The organism is Pantoea sp. USHLN256 (genome assembly GCF_037149875.1).
Lineage (GTDB): Bacteria > Pseudomonadota > Gammaproteobacteria > Enterobacterales > Enterobacteriaceae > Pantoea > Pantoea nemavictus.
The window spans coordinates 486371-505013 of the sequence record NZ_JBBCQO010000002.1 but is presented as its reverse complement, the minus strand read 5'-3'; the positions used below and the strand labels follow the sequence as shown (position 1 = coordinate 505013).

Sequence of the window (18643 nt, the reverse complement as noted above, 5' to 3'; positions counted from 1 at the left end):
CAGCTAAGCGCCGCTTCATGCGCATTCCAGCAAAGCTTAGTCATTTTTGTTGCTCGTATTGCACGGCAAAGCAACGGAGATTAACGCCTTACAACGCTAAGTCACCAGTAATGCAGGAGAATTAAGGTGGATAACAGCCCCGCAGCCGGAGCGACAGTCGGCGTGGATGTCGGTGGAACCTTTACCGATTTTGTTTTATTTGATCCGCAACGCCAGCAACGTTTTTTCCATAAACAGCCCAGTACGCCTGCCGATCCCGCTCTGGCAGTAAGTGACGGGCTGCGCGCCGTGCTGCTAAAGAGCGGCCTGTCCGCCAGCGCATTGTCGCTGGTGTTGCACGGCACCACACTTGGCCTTAACGCCATCATCCAGCGGCGCGGCGCTGACATCGCGCTGGTGATCAGCAGCGGGTTTCGCGATGTGCTGGAGATCGCCCGTGCGCGGATGCCGTCCTCTTTTGATTTTCATGCCGATCGTGAACCGCCTTTTTTACCGCGTCAGCGCGTGCTGGAGATCCCGGCGCGCTTTAGTCCCGCCGGTGAGGTAACGCAGTGGCCAACGGAGGATGAGCTGGCCCGCGTCGCTGCCGATGTGTTGCCGCTCAAGGTCAGCGCGGTGGCGTTGGTCACCATCAACGGCTACGCCAACCCAACGCGTGAAGCGGAACTGGCTGCCGCGCTGGCCGCCAAGCTGGGTGAGGTGCCGGTGCTCTCCTCGGCGCAGCTGTGGCCGGAAATTCGTGAATATGAACGCACGCTGGTAGCCGGGCTTAATGCCTATATTCAGCCGCTGATGCAGCGCTACTTTAACCGGCTGAGTGATTTACTGGCGCAGCAGGCGATAGAGGTTCCATTACTGATCACCGCCTCCAACGGCGGCGTGCTGCCGCTGGAGGCTGCCCATCAGCGCCCGGTCGATACGCTGCTTTCGGGACCGGCTTCCGGGGTGATCGCTGCTGCGCATCTGGCTGCAGGTACTGGGTTTGTCTCCTTTGATATGGGCGGTACCAGTAGCGACATCTCGCTTTCCGAACACGGCGAGATCGAACGCGTTAACCGCACCGAAATTGGCGGGCTGCCGCTGATTTTGCCGGTGGTGGGGGTTTCGGCGATTGGTGCGGGCGGCGGTTCTATCGTGCATGTCGATGATTTCGGCATTCTCAAAGTCGGGCCAGCAAGCGCGGGCGCCGATCCGGGGCCGGTTGCCTATCAGCGCGGCGGAAGCCAGCCCACACTGACCGATTGCTATCTGATAAGCGGCATCTTATCCGCTGACGCGGCGCTGGCGGGCACCATTACGCTGGATCATGCCGCCGCCCATCGCGCACTGAGTGCGTTGGGCAAACCCTTAGGTTTGGATGCCGAACAGGTGGCGAGCGGCGCAATGGCGGTGGCGACGGCGCAGATGGCAACCGAATTGAATAAAGCGCTGGCGCAGCGCGGATTAACCGCAGACGAATTAACCCTGATTCCCTTTGGCGGAGCGGGTCCAACGCACGCCAACTTTTTCGCCGAAGAGGCGGGCATCCATCGCATTCTGGTGCCGCTGCGTCCTGGTACTTTCTGCGCCGAGGGGGCGATCAGTGCCGATATTCGCCGTGACTTTGTGCGCAGCCTGCGTATTAACGTCACGACGGAAAGCTACGGCAAAATCGCGCAGACCGTTGAGGAGCTGCACCAGCTGGCGCAAACGTGGTTTGCCCAACAGGCCAGCCGCCTCAGCAAACACGTCCAGTATCGGGTGGAAGCGGATATGCGCTATGCCGGCCAGGCTTATGAGCTAAGCGTTAATCTCGATAGCCCGCAAGCGATCAGCCATCAACAGCTGCTGACGCGTTTTCAGCAGCTGCATCAGCAGCGCTATGGGTTTAACACGCCGGATGCGGCCATCGAACTGACTACGCTGCGCCTGTCATTGAATGCTGCGCTGCCGCGTCCGACGGACAAACCGTTTAGCGCCGATGTACCAAATCAGCAACCCGGTTTGCGTCCGGTTTATCTGCGCGCAGGTTGGGTGAACGCGCATATCTGGCAGCGCGTAAACATCGGCCAGGCGAGCCACATCGACGGTCCGGCGGTGATTGAGCAAGACGATACCACCACACTGATCTTGCCTGGCTGGACGGCTCGCACCGATGACAGCGGCAATCTGCTGATCACGCGTGTAACGGAGGATGCGGCATGAAACTGGATGCCATTACCCTTGAAATCCTTAATCAAAAACTCACCGCGCTGACTGAAGAGATGTGCCACATCCTGCAGCGCACCGGTCGCACGCTGTACGTAAAAGAGACCGCAGATTTTTGCTGCGCGATAGCCGATTTACAGGGCCGCTTCTTTGCCTATCCGAAAGGCATCGGCGTTTCCGGTTTTGTCGGGTTGAATGCGCTCACCGCGATTCAGGCGGTGGGCGATGTCGCGCCCGGTGATGTGATTCTAACCAACGATCCCTGGCGCTCGCGCGGGCTGGCCACCCACCTGCCGGATTTGCAGGTGCTGGCGCCGTGGTTCATCGACGGGGAATTGGTTGCATGGGGCTGGGCCTTCTTGCACGCCTCGGACGTGGGCGGCCGCGTGCCGAGCAGCATCTCACCGACTAATAGCGATATTTATCAGGAAGGGCTGCAAATTCCGCCGGTTAAGTTGCTACGCGCCGGCGAACTCAATCGCGATGTGATGAATATCCTCACCGCCAACAGCCGCACGCCTGATGCAATTGCCGGTGATATTCAGGCGATGCTGGCCGCGCTCAATGCCGGACGCGATCGCCTCAATCGTATCGTGGCGCAGCATGGCGTAAACAACGTGGTGCAGGCGCAGCAGGATCTGCAGGCTTACTCCGCGATCCGCGCGCGTCAGGTGCTACGCCGCATTCCCGACGGCGTTTACCCGTTTGAAGATTACCTTGATGATGCGGCGGGCAGCGGTTTGCCGGTGCGGCTCGCCATCACCGCCACCTTCAACGATGGCAACGTGCATCTCGACTTCACCGGCAGCGACGCGCAGGTAGCCGCGGCGATCAACATTCCCAGCCACGGCGATCCGCATGCATGGCTGACGCTGCGTATTCTGGCGCTGGTGTGCACGCTGGATAAAGGCGTACCGCTGAATGCCGGTTTGCTGGCACCGGTGACGCTGTTTGCGCCCGCCGGTTCGCTGGTCAACCCGCATTATCCGGCAGCGGTGGGCGTGCGCCACGCGGCGGCGGTGCGGGTCAACGATCTGCTTAACGGCTTGCTGGGCCAGCCTTTGCCCGAGGTGATGCCTGCCGCCAGCGGTGGCACCATTATTCCGCTGGTGATTGCCGAAGTGGCGCGTAATGGCCGCGAGCAGAATGTGCAGGTGATTGAACCGATGGTCGGCGGCGGCGGGGCGCGCTTTGGTCGCGACGGCATCGACGGGCGCGACAACAGCATCTCCAACCTGGCGAATAATCCGGTGGAGATGGTGGAAGCGGAAACTCAGATCGAAATCCGCCAATACGCGTTGCGACCAGGTTCTGCTGGCGCAGGCCAGTGGCGCGGCGGCATGGGCCAGCAGATTCGCGTGCGCATTCTGCAGAATGACAGCACGCTGCTGGCGCGCGGCATGGAGCGTATGCTGTTCCAGCCGTGGGGCGTGCAGGGCGGCCAGCCCGGTCAATCGACCACGCTGACGCTCAATCCTGAGGCAAACGGCGGCGCGTCGCTCGGTAAGATCGATCTGTTGAGCGTCAATGCCGGTGACGAAGTGCTGCTGCAAACGCCCGGCGGCGGCGGTTGGGGCGATCCCTTTAAGCGCGATCCACTGGCGGTACAAAACGACGTTACTAACCAGTTGCTGAGCCATGCCGATGCGGCGCAGCATTATGGCGTGGTACTGACCGAGCGTGGCCTGGATGTAGCGGCCACCGCTGCCTTACGCAACTCACCACGCGAAACCTCCTCCTCCTTCGGCGTAGCGCGCGATAACTGGCAGACGCTCGTCGACGGCGATGCACTGACGCGCCTTAATCAGCTGCTTTATCCACTCAGTCCGGCCGAGCGCCAGCGACATCGCTCAGCGGTTTTTGCCGCAGCGCTGGTGCGGTTACCGGCTAACTTTCCCCGCTCAACGTCTCCAGAGATTGCCACAGCGCGCCAGGCGTTTGCTGATGCGCTGCGTGCGCTGGAGATCGAGCTTTCAGCTTTTATTACTTCAATACCAGGAGATGGCCATGCGCCTCGTTAATAACAAAAAAATCCTGCTCACCGCGCTGGTGGGCATGTTGATCAGCGGTGCGGTGCACGCGGCTGAAACCAGTGATTCAGTGATCGTCGGGGTTTACGGCGGTGACTGGGAGAAAAATATCCGCGCTTCCGGTCTGGAGCAGTTTGCCAAAGATAATCACCTTAAGCTCACCGTGGTGCCCGGCGCTGATGCCGAATGGTTTGCCAAGCTGCGCGCCGCCAAAGGCCGTCGCTCACCGTATGACGTGGTGGTGTTCCAGCCCGATACCGTGCAGCGCGCCCAGGCGGCGGGTTTGCTGCAGCCGCTTGATGCCAAAGATATTCCCAACCTGAACAATCTGTACAAAAGCGTGCAGTCGCGCTTTGTGTATGACAATCAAACCTACGCCGCTGCCTTCAGCCTCGGCCAGCTCGGACTCGCCTATCGCAGCGATCTGGTGAAAACCCCGCCGAAAAGCTGGCTGGACCTGTGGAATCCGGAATACAAAGGCCACGTGGCGATTTCATCGCCGACTTACGCCGCCGGTTTGCAGTTCTTCGCAGGCCTGGTGCATGCGCTGGGCGGTGAGCTGAATCAGCCTGACGCAGTGGATAAAGCCTTTGCCAAACTCGCGGAACTGCGCGGCAACGCGGTGGCCTTCCCGGACAGCCCGGGCGCGATTCAAACCTTGCTGGAGCGCGGCGATGCGTGGGTGGTGCCGTACTGGGATGGCCGCGTCTTTGCGCTAAAGCAGCAGGGCATGAAAGTCGATTTCGTCTATCCGTCCGACGGTCCGGTGGTCGGCGCGGCCAACTGGGTGATTCCAAAGGGCGCGCCGAACCTCGCCAACGCCTACAAAGTGGTGAACGCCATGTCGGCGCCGGAAGTGCAGAAAGCCTTCTCCGATAAATCACTGTATGGCATGACCAACAAAGACGTGCAGTACAGCGACAACCTGAAGAAGCAGGTGAAAGTCGGTGAAGAGGCGTACAGCAAATTGATCTGGATCGATTACAGCACGGCAACGCCGCAGCTGGCGGACTGGACGCGTCGCTGGAGCCAGGCGCTGGGCGGTGCGAAATGAGTTCAGTCGTCATTGACGGCGTAGCGCGGCAGTTTGATCACCACCGCGCCCTGAATGACGTCAGCATCACCATCGAGCAGGGCGAGTTTTTTTCCCTGCTCGGGCCAAGCGGCTGCGGCAAAACCACGCTGCTGAATATCATCGCCGGATTTTTGGCGCCCAATCTTGGCCGCGTATTGATCGGTGGCAAGGATGTCACCGCGCTGCCGCCGTATCAGCGTCACATCGGCATGGTGTTTCAAAACTACGCGCTGTTTCCGCATCTGAGCGTGGGCGATAACGTCGCCTTTGGCCTCAAGGTGCGCAACGTGTCGCGCAGTGAACAGCAGCGCCGCGTCACGGAAGCGCTTAAGCAGGTGCGACTGGAAGGGCTGGCGCAGCGCATGCCGCATCAGCTTTCTGGTGGGCAGCAGCAGCGCGTGGCGATTGCGCGCGCGTTGGCCATCGAGCCACAGGTGCTGTTGCTGGATGAACCGCTATCGAACCTGGATGCGCGCTTGCGTAAGGAGATGCAGGACGAACTGCGCGCGTTACAGCAGCGCGTCGGGATTACCACGGTGCTGGTGACGCACGATCAGGAAGAGGCGCTTACGCTCTCCGATCGCATCGGCATTCTCGGGCAGGGCGAACTGCAGCAGGTTGGCGCACCTTCCGCGCTTTATCGTCAACCGGCGAATCGCTTTGTCGCGGAGTTTGTCGGACAGGCCAATCTGTTCCATGTCGCCGCGCAAAACGGACTTTACCAGGCGCGCGATCACTTTGTCGCCGCTGGCCAGGCGCTGCAACTCAGCGCCGCGCAGCCAGCAAGCGCGTCATCGTTGCTGATTGTGCGTCCGGAGCGCGTGCAGTTCTCAACCGAACCGCAGGAATTTGCCAGCAACGGCACCGTCGCCAGCGTGAAAGAGGTGAGTTTTGCCGGCGCCACCTTGCGTGTGGTGTGCCAGCTGCCGGGCGGTGGCGAGATCCGCGTGCAGCCAGCGGAAGCACATTTTTCACAGCTGCCCGCACCCGGCGATCGCTGCTATCTACACTGGCAGGCGGCGGATGTTATCGTGCTGCCCGCGCTGGAGCACGCCTGATGAAGATCGCCACGCGTAATCTATTTCCCTGGCTGCTACTGACGCCATCCTTACTGTTTCTGCTGCTGTTTTTGCTGGTGCCGCTGCTGCTGCTGTTCGACCAAAGCCTGACCAACGTCGATAGCCTGCTCAATCCGTTGCCGGGCTACAGCCTGGCGCAATATGTGACGGTGTTTGCCGATCCGCAATATCTGCACGCGCTCTGGACCACGCTGTGGGTGTCGTTGCTGACCGCCGCCATCACCGTACTTTTAGCCTGGCCTGCGGCGTGGCTGCTGGTGACCACGCAACGGCGCAGCTGGCGCACGCTGCTGTACGTTATCCTGATTTCGCCGCTGCTCACCAGCGTGGTGATCCGCACGTTTGCGTGGATTGTGCTGCTGGCGCAGAACGGATTGATCAACGGTTTCCTGCTGTTTACCGGCCTGATTCCGCAGCCGCTCAGCCTATTGTGGAACATGAATGCGGTGATCATCGCCTATGTGCAAGTCATGCTGCCGTTTGCCGTGCTGCCGTTGATTACCTCGTTAAACGAGATTGCGCCTTCGCTGCGGCTGGCGGCGATGAGCCTTGGCGCGACGCCAGCGGCAACCTTCCGTCGCGTCGTTTTACCCTTAACGCTGCCCGGCATGCTGACTGGGTTCATCATCGTCTTTTCCCTTGCGGCAGGTAGCTATATCACGCCGTTGCTGATTGGCGGGCGCTTACAGCCGCTGCTGCCGATTGCCATTTATCAGCAGGCAATGCAGATCGCTAACCTGCCGCTGGCCGCAGCGCTAGCGCTGACGTTGCTGGTGATGACGTTGATTGTCGCCGGGATTGCGGGCGTATTCCTGAAACGCTGGGAGAAGAAGAATCATGGATAACACTCAAAGCCTATCGCAGCGCCTGACCCAGTTCGGCGTGACGCTGGCTGGCATCGTGATTTACGCCTTTTTAGCGCTGCCGGTGCTGGTGATTGTGCTCTCGGCGTTTAGTCCGGAATTTTATCCGCAGTTTCCGCCGCAGGGATTTTCGCTGCGCTGGTTTAGCGCGTTATTGCAGGATGATGGGTGGATTGCATCGCTGTGGATCAGCACCTTGCTGCTGGTGGTGGTCACGCCGGTTACCGTGGTGCTCGGCACCTTTGCCGCCTGGTCGCTGGCGCGACTGGATTTCCGCTATCGCGAAGCCCTGCAGGCTTTTATTCTGTCGCCGCTAATGATTCCGCAAGTGGTGCTGGGCATTGCGCTGCTCTACGTGCTGACGGCGGCGGGAATCGCCGGAATGATCAGCGGGTTGGTGATTGGTCATGTGGTGGTAGCGCTGCCCTATGTGGTGCGCACCGTCAGCGTCAGTCTGGCGGCGATGGATAAACGCCTTGAAGCGGTATCGATGAGTTTGGGCGCGGGTCGCTGGTATACCTTTCGCCACGTCACGCTGCCGCTGATTAAGCCCGGTATTCTGGCCGGTGCGGTATTTGCGGCGGTGACCTCTTTTGGTGAAGTTTCGGTGAGCCTGTTTCTCAGCGCGCCAGACACCATCACCGTGCCGGTTCGGGTATTCAACTATGTCGATCAGACCTTCGATCCCACGGTGAATGCTATTTCAGTGATTTTTATCATCTTTGCAGTGCTAATTTTAATGGTGATTGAGAAAACGATTGGGTTAGTGAAGTTGAGTTAGCTCGTTAGCTTATCGCCGCCGTGATGGGGAAATAACGGGTTCGTTGCGCAGTAAACAATGAATATTGTATTTGCTGAACCATCTCAGAAATTTCTTTAGTTAAACGAGTAAACCGTACTGGTAAGTGCGGTTTTTTTTATGAATACGGATCACAACTGGCTAAAATTTAGCTTCATTGAATTTTATCATGCCCCTATAGTTTTCGTGGTTAACGGAATTAACGATAGGGATATATATGTACCACAGTGATGCGGTCATACGGGCAGCTTCAGGCGCAAAGGATTCTGGCAGAAAAGCTCGACAATGCGGTTGCCGGCGTTATTGATGCAGTTTCGGATCAAGTCAGCAAGATCAATAAAGGGGCGACCCGGCTTTCATTTTATGCATCGTGTTTTACTGATGAATATATGGACGTCTGTAAAAAACAGGCGATCGAAGATAAGCGTTTCATGTTGGGAATGGTACAGTTAGTAAAAGACCGGCGCATAGTTTTCGAACTTCTAAAAACCTACATCGAATATCAGCTTGAGAACCGTTCTATGCGGCAGATTGCGGTAATTAAAAGCCAGCTGATGCGGTTGAATATTCACATTGCGGCAGGCACGCTGACATCAAACGCCTTTGCGGTCGGGGCGACAATGGCAGTGATTGTGGCAATGAATATCAGGTTTCCAGTTGCCAAAAGTATTGGTGGTTATTTTGGCGACGCAGTGGGGGTGCTGACAATATACGGTATTGTCCAGAATGCGGCAGAAAGCGCCAAAAGGTTGCAGGTCATGCATCCGGCTTATTATCAGGCGCTATACATACGCAGGCTTGAAATGATGTATTTTCTCATTGAGGACGAATTTATCCGGGCAGGTGCGCTCACGAATAAAAGGCTTTCCGAATATGAACTCGCTCAGGTGCTCGCGAAACTAATGGGAAGGGCATGAAACGTTTCCTAAAGCAATGGCTGAGGTCCCAATCAAAAATGCTGCTGCGTATCTACGTGCCGGTTATTATTACCGTGCTGTACGGTATGTTCAAATTTTACCTATACCCCGACAGCGGCATGCTGAGCGTGGGGATCGTTTACCTGTGTGCGTATATTTTTGTTGTTTATAAATGTCGAAAACTTTAAAGGATTAAATATGTCAACTCCAGCACATCTCTGGTTAGAAGATGAAAGCGGTTCGCCAATTGTGGGTTCGTGCATCATGCCGACCAGACTCGGTTCGATAGAGCTCAACTCCGTCATGCACAATATTACCATTCCGGTGGATCCGCACACCGGAAGGCTGACAGCCACACGGATTCATGCACCGATATCCGTTCAGAAGGAGTTCGATAGAACAACGCCGGTGCTTTTTCGTGCATTGTGCCAGTGCAGAGCGCTGAAATCTGCGACCATCAAGATGTACCGAATTAACGAAGCGGGCATTGAGGTTGAGTATTTTAATATCCACCTGGATAACGTCAAAATCTCCAGCATTTCACCGGCTCTGCTGCCAAACGGCCAGACCAGCACGCATCTGGAAAATATGAGCTTCGTTATGAAACGATCACATGGAAATATGTGGACGGAAATATTGTGTTCAAGGATGGATGGAATGAGAGGATGATTGCTTAGCTTCTGGCTAATACAGCTGACGCTGAGGATTAGAAATATATGAAAAGAATAGTATTGCTCAAAGACGATATAACCAAAGTATCAGTAGACGTATTTTTGAACGCGACAAATACCTCCTGAGCCGTTTTTAACGGGTAGGCGAATAAGACACTGAATCGTTTCGTTTCCCTATATCAGCACCGGGGTACATATATTTTCTAAAACGTTGAAGACTGAGATTTAGCTTCACGGTATAGTATCATTGCCCTATGGTTTGCAAGGTTAATGGAATTAAAATAGGGATATATATGTACCACAGTGATGCAGTCATAAAACAGCTTCAGGCGCAAAGGATTCTGGCAGAAAAATTCGACAACACAGTTTCTGGCGTTATTGATGCAGTTTCCGGTCAGGCCAGTAAGAACAATAAAGGGGCGATCAGGCTCTCCTTATCACGCATAATATATACGTGAGCTCTAAATGATGCATTTCCTTATCGAACCTTCATTCATGCGCGCTGATGCGCTAAAAAGCCAATCGCTTTCAGATCACGAAGTCGCTGAGGGATTGATTAAGTTAGTAGGGAAATAATGAGGAAATTTTTAAAACAATGGTTAATATCAGAATCGAAATTTCTGATCTGCACTTACGTGCCGATAGTATCAACAATAATTTTTGCGCTGCTACACATCTACTTTTTTCCAGATAGCAGTATGTTAGGTGTAGGGATATTTTATCTGTGCACTCTTTCATTTGTTATCTACAAATGTCGTTAAATTTAAGAGTGAAATAGAGTATGTTTAGCGTGCTGAAACATAATGCTCTTCAGGTTTGCATACGAGTAGGTTGGAGTGAACTAGGATGGGGTATTTGAAGAGATGGTTAGTAGAACAATTAAAATTGTTGTTATGCATCTATGTTCCGGTTTTATGTGCACTCGTATTTGGTGTGCTTAAAGTTTATTTTTATCCCGAGATTGGAATAATGAGCGTGGGCCTTGTATATCTTCTCACGCTAATAATTTCTGTTTATAAATTTCGCTAAATTCAGAGGAATTAATATGTCAACTCCAGCACATCTCTGGTTAGAAGATGAAAGTGGTTCGCCGATTGTGGGCTCGTGCATGATGCCGACCAGACTCGGTTCGATAGAGCTCAATTCGGTCATGCATAATATTACCATCCCCGTGGATCCTCACACCGGAAGGCTGACAGCCACACGAATTCATGCACCGATATCCGTTCAAAAGGAGTTCGATAGAACAACGCCGGTGCTGTTTCGTGCATTGTGTCAGGCCAGAACGCTGAAATCAGCGACCATCAAGATGTACCGAATTAACGAAGCGGGCATTGAGGTTGAGTATTTTAATATCCTCCTGAATAACGTCAAAATCTCCAGCATCTCTCCGGCCCTGCTGCCAAACGGCCAGACCAGCACGCATCTGGAAAATATTGAGCTACGATATGAAACGATCACATGGAAATATGTGGACGGCAACATTGTGTTTAAGGATGGATGGAATGAGAGGATGATTGCATAGCCTTTGGCTAACCCTGAGGAGTAGAACTGACATGAACAAAATAGCATTACTTAAAGACGACATAACTAAAGTTCCGGCAGACGCTATTGTGAATGCCGCCAACACCTCTTTGCTGGGCGGAGGCGGGGTTGATGGCGCCATCCATCGGGCAGGCGGGCCAGCGATTTTGGCTGAATGTCAGAAAATCAGGAATCGGCAAGGTGGCTGTAAAGTCGGGGATGCAGTGATCACTACGGCGGGAGATTTGCCGGCAAAATATGTCATTCATACCGTTGGACCACACTGGCATGACGGGCAACATGACGAAGAAACGCTGTTAAAAAATGCCTATCAAAGCTGTTTTAAATTAGTAGAAAAATATGACATTCAAACCGTTTCGTTTCCGAATATCAGCACTGGTATATACAGATTTCCTAAGGTTTTGGCGGCTGAGATCGCATTGGGTGTGATTAATCAGTGCTTACATGACAACCCCAACATCGAACAAGTCAATTTGGTGTGCTTTGATGAGGAAAATTACGTGCTGTATTCAAAAATGCTGGACCAATAAATTTCTGAATAATGTTGGGCCGCGAGGGGAATTTTTTCGTTTGGCAAGCGCGTTACTTTGATAGCGCGGTGAATAGCATTATTTCTCTTTCATGCACCCTAAACTGAATACAGTTGAACAGAGTGTCTGGAATTTGAGAGTGCTCCTGTAGTTTACAGTGCCTGCGTTATATTTAATGGCTTCTCATTTGGTGACCTGAGAAGCAGCCTTTTATCAGGTGAAAATGCATACCATTACCTCCCTGACTAACAAGGCAATAGCATGTTGATTTTTTTCATCAGGTTATTATTTTTTTTCACGCTGTTATTTTCGAAAGTAGTAACGGCAAATATGCCAGCGTTCAGCGAGCAGGAGAGGGAGTGGATTGCTGAAAATCGTGTGGTAAGTTATCAATTTCAGGAAGGATGGCCGCTCGATTATTTAGAGAATTTGCAACATGTTGGGTTAAGTCGCGAATACCTCAATCTTATAGCCAAATATTCAGGTTTGGTTTTCAGGATGGCGAATGAAAATGAACGGCCTGAACTGACAACCAACTCTATTCCTTCACTAATGCCAGCATCAGAACGCAATAAATGGCGTTACTCTTCGCGTTGGTTTACCTCTAATACGTTGATTGTATCTACTTTTGATACCAACCCTATTCGCTCACTAGAACAAATGGAAGGCAAGCGCGTGGCGGTACGCGCTGGAACCTGGCAAGAATCCTGGTTGAATCAATATTATCCCAATATCAATTTGTTACCCCAGCCGGATGTTCGCGCGGTATTTGAAACTGTGCTAAATGGAGCGGCAGATGCAGGATTAGGTTCAGATCTCATTATGCGTCCTTTTTTGCAGCGTAATTATTCCGATAAGCTGGTGATTGCTGCGCAAGTTCCGGAAATGGTCGCCGGAATACACATAGGTGTGCAGCATGAAAGTGAGTTGTTACTGAGTATCATTAATAAATCCCTAGCGTTCATGACAACGACTGAAACCAATCAGCTATTTGATCATTGGGTCGGAGGTCTTAGGCTGGGATATCCTTCTGCCTCAGTCATTTTATCTCTCTATACTCTCGAACTCAGCCTGTTCTTATTACTCGTGGTGGTGCTGGTTTGGGCGTTGCGGCGTGCACTGCTACATAAGCGGCGGGCGATTGAAAGTGAGACGCGTAAAAGCCAGTTTTTGGCCATGATGAGTCATGAAATTCGAACACCTATGAATGCCATGATTGCTGCACTTGAACTTATGCGCCTGCCTTGCAACCAGCAACAACGCGATGAGTATGTCAATCTGGCCTGGAGTTCATCAACGTATCTGTTAAGGCTACTCAATGACATTCTTGATCACAGCAAACTCTCGCAGCGCCAAGTAACGCTGGATAACCACTGTTTTAGCTTATCTGCCATGGTGTCTACGCTCGTCGCAGTCTATCAACCCGTTGCAGCAGCGAAGCAATTATCACTGAATGCGGTCATCGAGGATGATTTGCAGTCAATATGGATCTTTACTGACGAAGATCGTTTGCTGCAGGTGATAAATAACCTTCTATCGAATGCCATTAAATTCACCGAGCAGGGCGAGATTTGGCTCAAATTAAGTTGGCAAAGTGACAAGCTACTCATTGAAGTCGTTGATACCGGCATTGGTATTTCAGAGACAGCGCAAATGACCCTGTTCGACGCATGGACCCAGGGTGACAATACCTCTACCCGACGCTTTGATGGCAGCGGGCTAGGACTCTACATCAGCCATGAGGTGGTGGAATTGCTGCAGGGGACATTGAGTTGTCGCAGCCAGCCTGGTGGGGGAGCCAGCTTCAAAATATCTTTACCGCTGACCCGCTGTGAACCGCCGGTAAAAGTAGCGTCCGATGATGCCGAGCAACTGCCTGAATTTAATTCGAAAATCAGCGTATTGGTTATTGAAGATCATCCTGCAAATCAAAAAATGTTGGCCGCACAATTAACCTCTTTGGGCTGTCATTATGATATGGCGGGAACGGGAGAAGAGGGGCTGACACTATTAATTGACGAAAATTATTACGATGTCATTTTATTGGATTGCAATTTACCCGATATTGACGGCTATGAAGTTGCACGAAGAATTCGGTGTCTCGAAGTGGAAAATGCCATGCCTGAAACGCCGATTGTAGCAATATCTGCGTTAAGTGGCGCAGAGCATCAAGCTCTTTGTGATGAGTGCGGTATCAATGTGTTGCTGACAAAACCGATTTCATTGCCCGATTTGTCCAGGGTGCTGAATAAGTGGTTTCATGCGGTGAACGGCAACAGCAGCGCCAAAGTATCAACCATGCCGACGCAAGAAGTACTGGAAGAATATCTGCATGAAGATCTTTTTCATTTCGCGCGGGCGATTGGTGGCCTTGATATTAAATCGATGATTTATCATGTGCATCGAATAAAAGGGGTGGCGCAGATGTATCAGCTTCAGCCACTGGCAGAGTTGGCTGATTATATCGAAACCAGCCTGCGCGAGGGTTATATTCCAGTAGCGGATGAGAGTGAAAAATGGATCTCTGGCCTCAAACGGCATGCGTTCAAATTAACTCATCTTTGATAATAAATAGTTCATGGTCGGCTTTCACACCGAGCTTTCTCATGGCGCTCTGTTTCTGACCACTGATAGTCTTGATACTGCGATTAAACTTTTCGGAAATATCAGTCACCGTCATGCCGGTTAAAAAGCAGCGTATTACTTCTAGTTCTTTTGGTGAAAGAGAAGAGAGCGAGGTAGCGCGTTTAACATTATCAGAACTCAAATTTCCATTAATAAGGACTTCGCCCTGATGTTGCTGTTCCGCGAGTTGCTGAACCATTCCCGGTTCGAGATAAATCTGACCCCGACTCACCTCAATGACGGCTTTCTGTAACTCTTCGAAGGGGCGATTTTTGCCGATAAATCCTTTTGCACCGGCACGCAGCGCCAGAGCAACTGTCGCCGGATTGTAATGGGCAGAAACCACCAGAATGGGCAGCGAAGAGTGGAGGCGATGTAACATCTTTATTAATGTCAGGCCATCAACATCTGCAGGGGCCAACTCATAATCAATAATAACGATATCGACAAGTTTGGTCTTGAGGCTTTTAAGCAATTGCTCGCTGTTGGTAAATGCACCCGCTACAGTGAAATTGTGTTTCTCATTCAACACATCATTTAGGCCACGCAAAATGAGAAAATGGTCGTCTAATAGAGCAATCGAGACGTTTTTCAAAGGAAATGCATTCATCACTGGTCCCCCCTTTCAGTCGCAGAAGACGGAAGTCATCCTATGACATTGAGTTCAAATTAAGTCTAAAATTAACAGATTTTTCTGATTATAGCCTAAAACTCTTAGAGGGATAAACCTGATAAAAGGCACGATGTGTCGATTTTGCAACGTGAGAGGAATAGCGCTGGTTTTGAGAGTGCTCTCGTTTTCGCTCCATCATTATATCGTTAAATTGAGCATTACAAATGGTGCTGCGGCTAAGTCAATTTCTGATACCTAAGGAAATTTTCAGCAATATCTGGATGGATTAATAAGATCAATCGTAGGACAGCTTTATTCCAGATTAGCGCGACTTTTTTCTACATGCTCATGTGAACGAGACATGTCGTTGGAAGGGATTATGCTGCATTACACGGTAATTTTACGCGTAACCAATGGAAGCAAATCATGTTCGAAAATAAAGTCATTATCCTCGATGAGCACCCCATGTATACCATGGGTTTAAAATACATCATCAATAATGAAGAGGGATTTAATGTGGTGGATTGCTGCCACAACTATTCCGATTTGCTATTGTCACTTAGCGTGATTCCTGCCGATATTGTCATCATTGATTGTGCCAGTCATAAGGGCGACGCTGGTTTAGAAAAACTTTTAGTGCACATTAAGAGTAGCTATCCCAATATCGCGATTGTCATGCTAGGCGATAGTCCCCAGCACCAAAGTTTATGCAGCGAAATGCAGGATAAAATTCGAGCTTATCTTTGTAAGTCCTTCACTGCTGAAAATATCATTAAAGGTCTTTATCGTGTGAGACACTTTTTACTGCACAGCAATAAAAAGACCGGTTATCTAGCAAAAGAAAAAGAGGCAATCGACCTGGAATCCATTTCCTGGTTAACGCAAAAAGAGAAGACGGTTATTGGCTATCTTCAGTCGGGCTATTCGGTTACCCAAACAGCAATGCGCGTTAATCGCAGTGTAAAAACGATAAGTACCCAAAAAAGAACGGCGATGCGCAAGCTCGGTATCACCAGTGAAAAAGAACTTTATCAGCTGAACCTCAATAAAATTTGATAATACGCTTTAACTGAGTCTTCACGCGTTCCTCAGAGTCGAAAAAAACACATCACCTGCGTATAGTTAAGGTGTTCAGTGGTTTTTCACCCGGGGTAACTATCAGCATGTTTCGCTTCTGTATCGGCCTATTTGCGGCTTTTTTTGGAACGTTTATGCTTGTTGCTCAGGCCGCTCCACTGCAATTATCACCCAGGGAACAGGCCTGGATTAAGTCCCATCCTCAGGTTTACTACACCGTGAATGACCGCTGGCCACAAGAATATGTAGAAAATAGCCAGCATATTGGTTTAAGCCGCACCTTGCTGGATGACATTGAGCAGCGAACCGGTTTGAAGTTTATCTATGTGCCGCCGCAGGAAGCGCTGATTAATCCACCCATGATGATCTCAGCGTTGAATGCCAACCTGCTGACGGAGGAAGAGAGAAAACGCTGGCTGTGGACCTTTCCATGGGCCAACATCATGCCAATGATTGTGGGAAAACATGACAGCATTCGGCTGCGCACGCTCAAGCAACTGGAAGGCCAAAGAGTTTCTATTGTCGAAGGTTCAGATTACGAGCAGTGGGTAAGCAAAAATTTTCCCAGCATCCATATTGTGGCTAAACAAAACGTTCTTGATGCGTTGAAAGCGGTTGATGACGGCGAAAGTGATGCCGCGATTGCTTCAGCATTAGTCGTGATCCCTATCCTGCAGCGTCACTATGTCAATCGTTTAGCTATTTCGGCCCAAATACCTGAAATGCTCACCGACTTACGCATCGCCATCAATCCTGATTATCCTGAGCTGCAATCGATTTTGAACGAATCGATGGAAAACATCTCGGCGGCGGCGGCGCAAAAGATTCTCACCCGCTGGGTATATCTGATGGATATCGGCACTCCAGGCTGGGGCGTTATTCTCAGCCATTATCGCAATGAGCTGCTGATCTCAGGTGTACTGATTGTCTTGCTGCTCTTTTCCTTACGCAGAGCAATGCTGGCCCAGCGCCAGGCGCAGCGCAGTGAACAGCATAAAACTGACTTTCTTAATATGATGAGCCATGAAATTCGGACGCCGATGAATGCCATCATCGCGGCGCTTGAACTGTTACGGCAGTCAAAACAGAGTGAAAAGCGCCAGGAGTATGTCGAACTTGCGGTCTCATCATCCCTGGATTTGCTCGAGCTGCTTAATAGCGTGCTTGACCACACCAAAATCACGCAGCAACAGCTGGAGCTGCAGTATTCTCCGTGTGAAATCGAACCCCTGGTTGAAGCACTTTGCGATAGCCAGCGTCCGGCGGCACAGCGCAAAGGCCTATCGCTAAATCTGGAATTTGCTCCACAACTATCAACGCGCTGGGTTTATCTCGATTCCCATCGTGTGCGGCAGATCATCAATAACCTGTTATCAAACGCGATTAAGTTTACCCATCAGGGGGAAGTTACACTGGTGGTTGATGCCGATGATCGGCTAGGAGAGCTGCATACGCTCCATTTCTCCGTCAGGGATAGCGGAATTGGCATCAGCGAGGAAGCGCAACGCAGGTTATTTAATGCCTGGCAGCAGGGTTCGGAGAACATGGAGTTGCAAGCTAACGGCAGCGGATTGGGCTTGTATATTTGCCGCTCGTTAACCACCTTAATGAAAGGCACCATTACGCTGCACAGTGAGCCAGGAAGCGGCACCCAGGTTGATGTCGTCATTCCCGTGGAAGAGTGTGCCGCGCCGGTAACCGAAGAGCAGGCTAACCTTGCAATCCCTCAGTTTAATCAACGCCTCTCAGTGCTTTTAGTGGAAGATCATCATGCTAATCGTCAGTTGCTGGGTGAACAGTTAGCGCTGATGTCATGCCATTATGAAATGGTCGAAGACGGTGAAACGGCCCTCGCACGGCTGGAAGATGAGAACTACTACGACATTATCCTGCTGGATTGCGGACTGCCGGGAATGGATGGTTACCAAACCGCGCAAGCGATACGTAGTCTGGAGCAGCGCACGCAGCGCGAGGCAACAGCGATTATCGCGATCTCGGCGCTCAACTCGGAAGCGCATATTGCGCGTTGCCATGAGAGTGGTATGGATGAATTGCTGACCAAACCCATTCGGCTCAACCAACTCGCCGGGTTGCTGCGCAGAAGATTCAGTGTGGAAGATGAGGTCAGATTGGCTGCGCCTCTTACGCCAAATAAACCTGATGATGAAATCATTAACTGGCTGGGTGAAGATGTGAAGGGATTCCAGCAGGCAATGTTACGCCAGGATCTTCCCGAGATGATCTACTTTATTCATCGCATAACCGGCGTTGCGCAGATGTATGCGCTGACTGACCTCGCCAGTTTTGCCGGCCAGCTTGAGCAGAGACTGCGAGAACACCCTTCTCCAGAGCAGTGGCATGACAAGGATTGGCTGCAACAGCTCCGGCAGCTCTCCCCATCATCAGAGAATAACGCGTCTTAACGGCGCGTTATTTTTTGAGAGTGCTCTTGTATAGCGTTAATTAACCATAAAGTAACATTGCTCTATAAATTACACAGCCTTTCAGGAAGTGATTTACCGATTTAATACATCGCACTATGTCATCGGTATAGTGGTTTTTTACAATTTTATTTTGAAATAATTACCGAGGTTCATCGTGAACTGCGGTTTATCTTCGGCTGTGTGTTTTT

At 51.6% G+C, this 18643-nt stretch carries 13 protein-coding genes and 1 pseudogene; 13 read left to right on the top strand and 1 reads right to left on the bottom strand.

The window, feature by feature from the left end:
• Positions 1-126: 126 nt before the first annotated feature.
• The 11 genes and pseudogenes from WFL93_RS07250 (at position 127) to WFL93_RS07200 (ending at position 14261) form a co-directional block, all read left to right on the top strand.
• The gene (locus WFL93_RS07250; protein WP_336777687.1) at positions 127-2184 is read left to right on the top strand and encodes a hydantoinase/oxoprolinase family protein; all 2058 of its coding nucleotides are present in this window, start codon (positions 127-129) and stop codon (positions 2182-2184) included.
• Positions 2181-4208, top strand: coding sequence for a hydantoinase B/oxoprolinase family protein (locus WFL93_RS07245; RefSeq protein ID WP_336777686.1), 2028 nt, complete (start codon positions 2181-2183; stop codon positions 4206-4208). The genes WFL93_RS07250 and WFL93_RS07245 overlap by 4 nt, the downstream gene beginning before the upstream one ends.
• Positions 4195-5271 (top strand): ABC transporter substrate-binding protein, encoded by a 1077-nt coding sequence (locus WFL93_RS07240; RefSeq protein WP_336777685.1) that lies wholly within the window; start codon positions 4195-4197, stop codon positions 5269-5271. Before WFL93_RS07245 ends, WFL93_RS07240 begins: the two co-directional genes overlap by 14 nt.
• The gene (locus WFL93_RS07235; protein ID WP_336777684.1) at positions 5268-6350 is read left to right on the top strand and encodes an ABC transporter ATP-binding protein; all 1083 of its coding nucleotides are present in this window, start codon (positions 5268-5270) and stop codon (positions 6348-6350) included. Before WFL93_RS07240 ends, WFL93_RS07235 begins: the two co-directional genes overlap by 4 nt.
• A complete protein-coding gene (locus WFL93_RS07230; RefSeq protein ID WP_336777683.1) occupies positions 6350-7216 on the top strand; it encodes an ABC transporter permease in 867 nt (288 codons plus the stop codon). Before WFL93_RS07235 ends, WFL93_RS07230 begins: the two co-directional genes overlap by 1 nt.
• Positions 7209-8015: an ABC transporter permease gene (locus WFL93_RS07225; RefSeq protein WP_336777682.1), complete on the top strand. Its 807-nt coding sequence runs from the start codon at positions 7209-7211 to the stop codon at positions 8013-8015. Before WFL93_RS07230 ends, WFL93_RS07225 begins: the two co-directional genes overlap by 8 nt.
• A 245-nt stretch (positions 8016-8260) precedes the next feature.
• A complete protein-coding gene (locus WFL93_RS07220; RefSeq protein ID WP_336777681.1) occupies positions 8261-8950 on the top strand; it encodes a hypothetical protein in 690 nt (229 codons plus the stop codon).
• 198 nt (positions 8951-9148) lie between these two features.
• A pseudogene (locus tag WFL93_RS07215) lies at positions 9149-9627 on the top strand (Hcp family type VI secretion system effector).
• A 1039-nt stretch (positions 9628-10666) separates the two neighbouring features.
• Positions 10667-11146: an Hcp family type VI secretion system effector gene (locus tag WFL93_RS07210; RefSeq protein ID WP_336777680.1), complete on the top strand. Its 480-nt coding sequence runs from the start codon at positions 10667-10669 to the stop codon at positions 11144-11146.
• Positions 11147-11177: 31 nt separating this feature from the next.
• Positions 11178-11696, top strand: coding sequence for an O-acetyl-ADP-ribose deacetylase (locus WFL93_RS07205; RefSeq protein WP_336777679.1), 519 nt, complete (start codon positions 11178-11180; stop codon positions 11694-11696).
• Positions 11697-11957: 261 nt separating this feature from the next.
• Positions 11958-14261: an ATP-binding protein gene (locus WFL93_RS07200; protein WP_336777678.1), complete on the top strand. Its 2304-nt coding sequence runs from the start codon at positions 11958-11960 to the stop codon at positions 14259-14261.
• Here WFL93_RS07200 and WFL93_RS07195 read toward each other — a convergent pair.
• A complete protein-coding gene (locus tag WFL93_RS07195) occupies positions 14242-14931 on the bottom strand; it encodes a response regulator transcription factor (RefSeq protein ID WP_336777966.1) in 690 nt (229 codons plus the stop codon). The genes WFL93_RS07200 and WFL93_RS07195 overlap by 20 nt on opposite strands.
• A gap of 429 nt (positions 14932-15360) precedes the next feature.
• Here WFL93_RS07195 and WFL93_RS07190 point away from each other — a divergent pair, with 429 nt between their 5' ends.
• Entirely contained in the window at positions 15361-15990 is a 630-nt protein-coding gene (locus tag WFL93_RS07190) for a response regulator transcription factor (RefSeq protein ID WP_336777677.1), read from the top strand.
• 239 nt (positions 15991-16229) lie between these two features.
• Positions 16230-18434 carry an ATP-binding protein gene (locus WFL93_RS07185; protein WP_336777676.1) on the top strand — a complete coding sequence of 735 codons (2205 nt, stop codon included), beginning with the start codon at positions 16230-16232 and terminating at the stop codon, positions 18432-18434.
• Positions 18435-18643 lie beyond the last annotated feature (209 nt).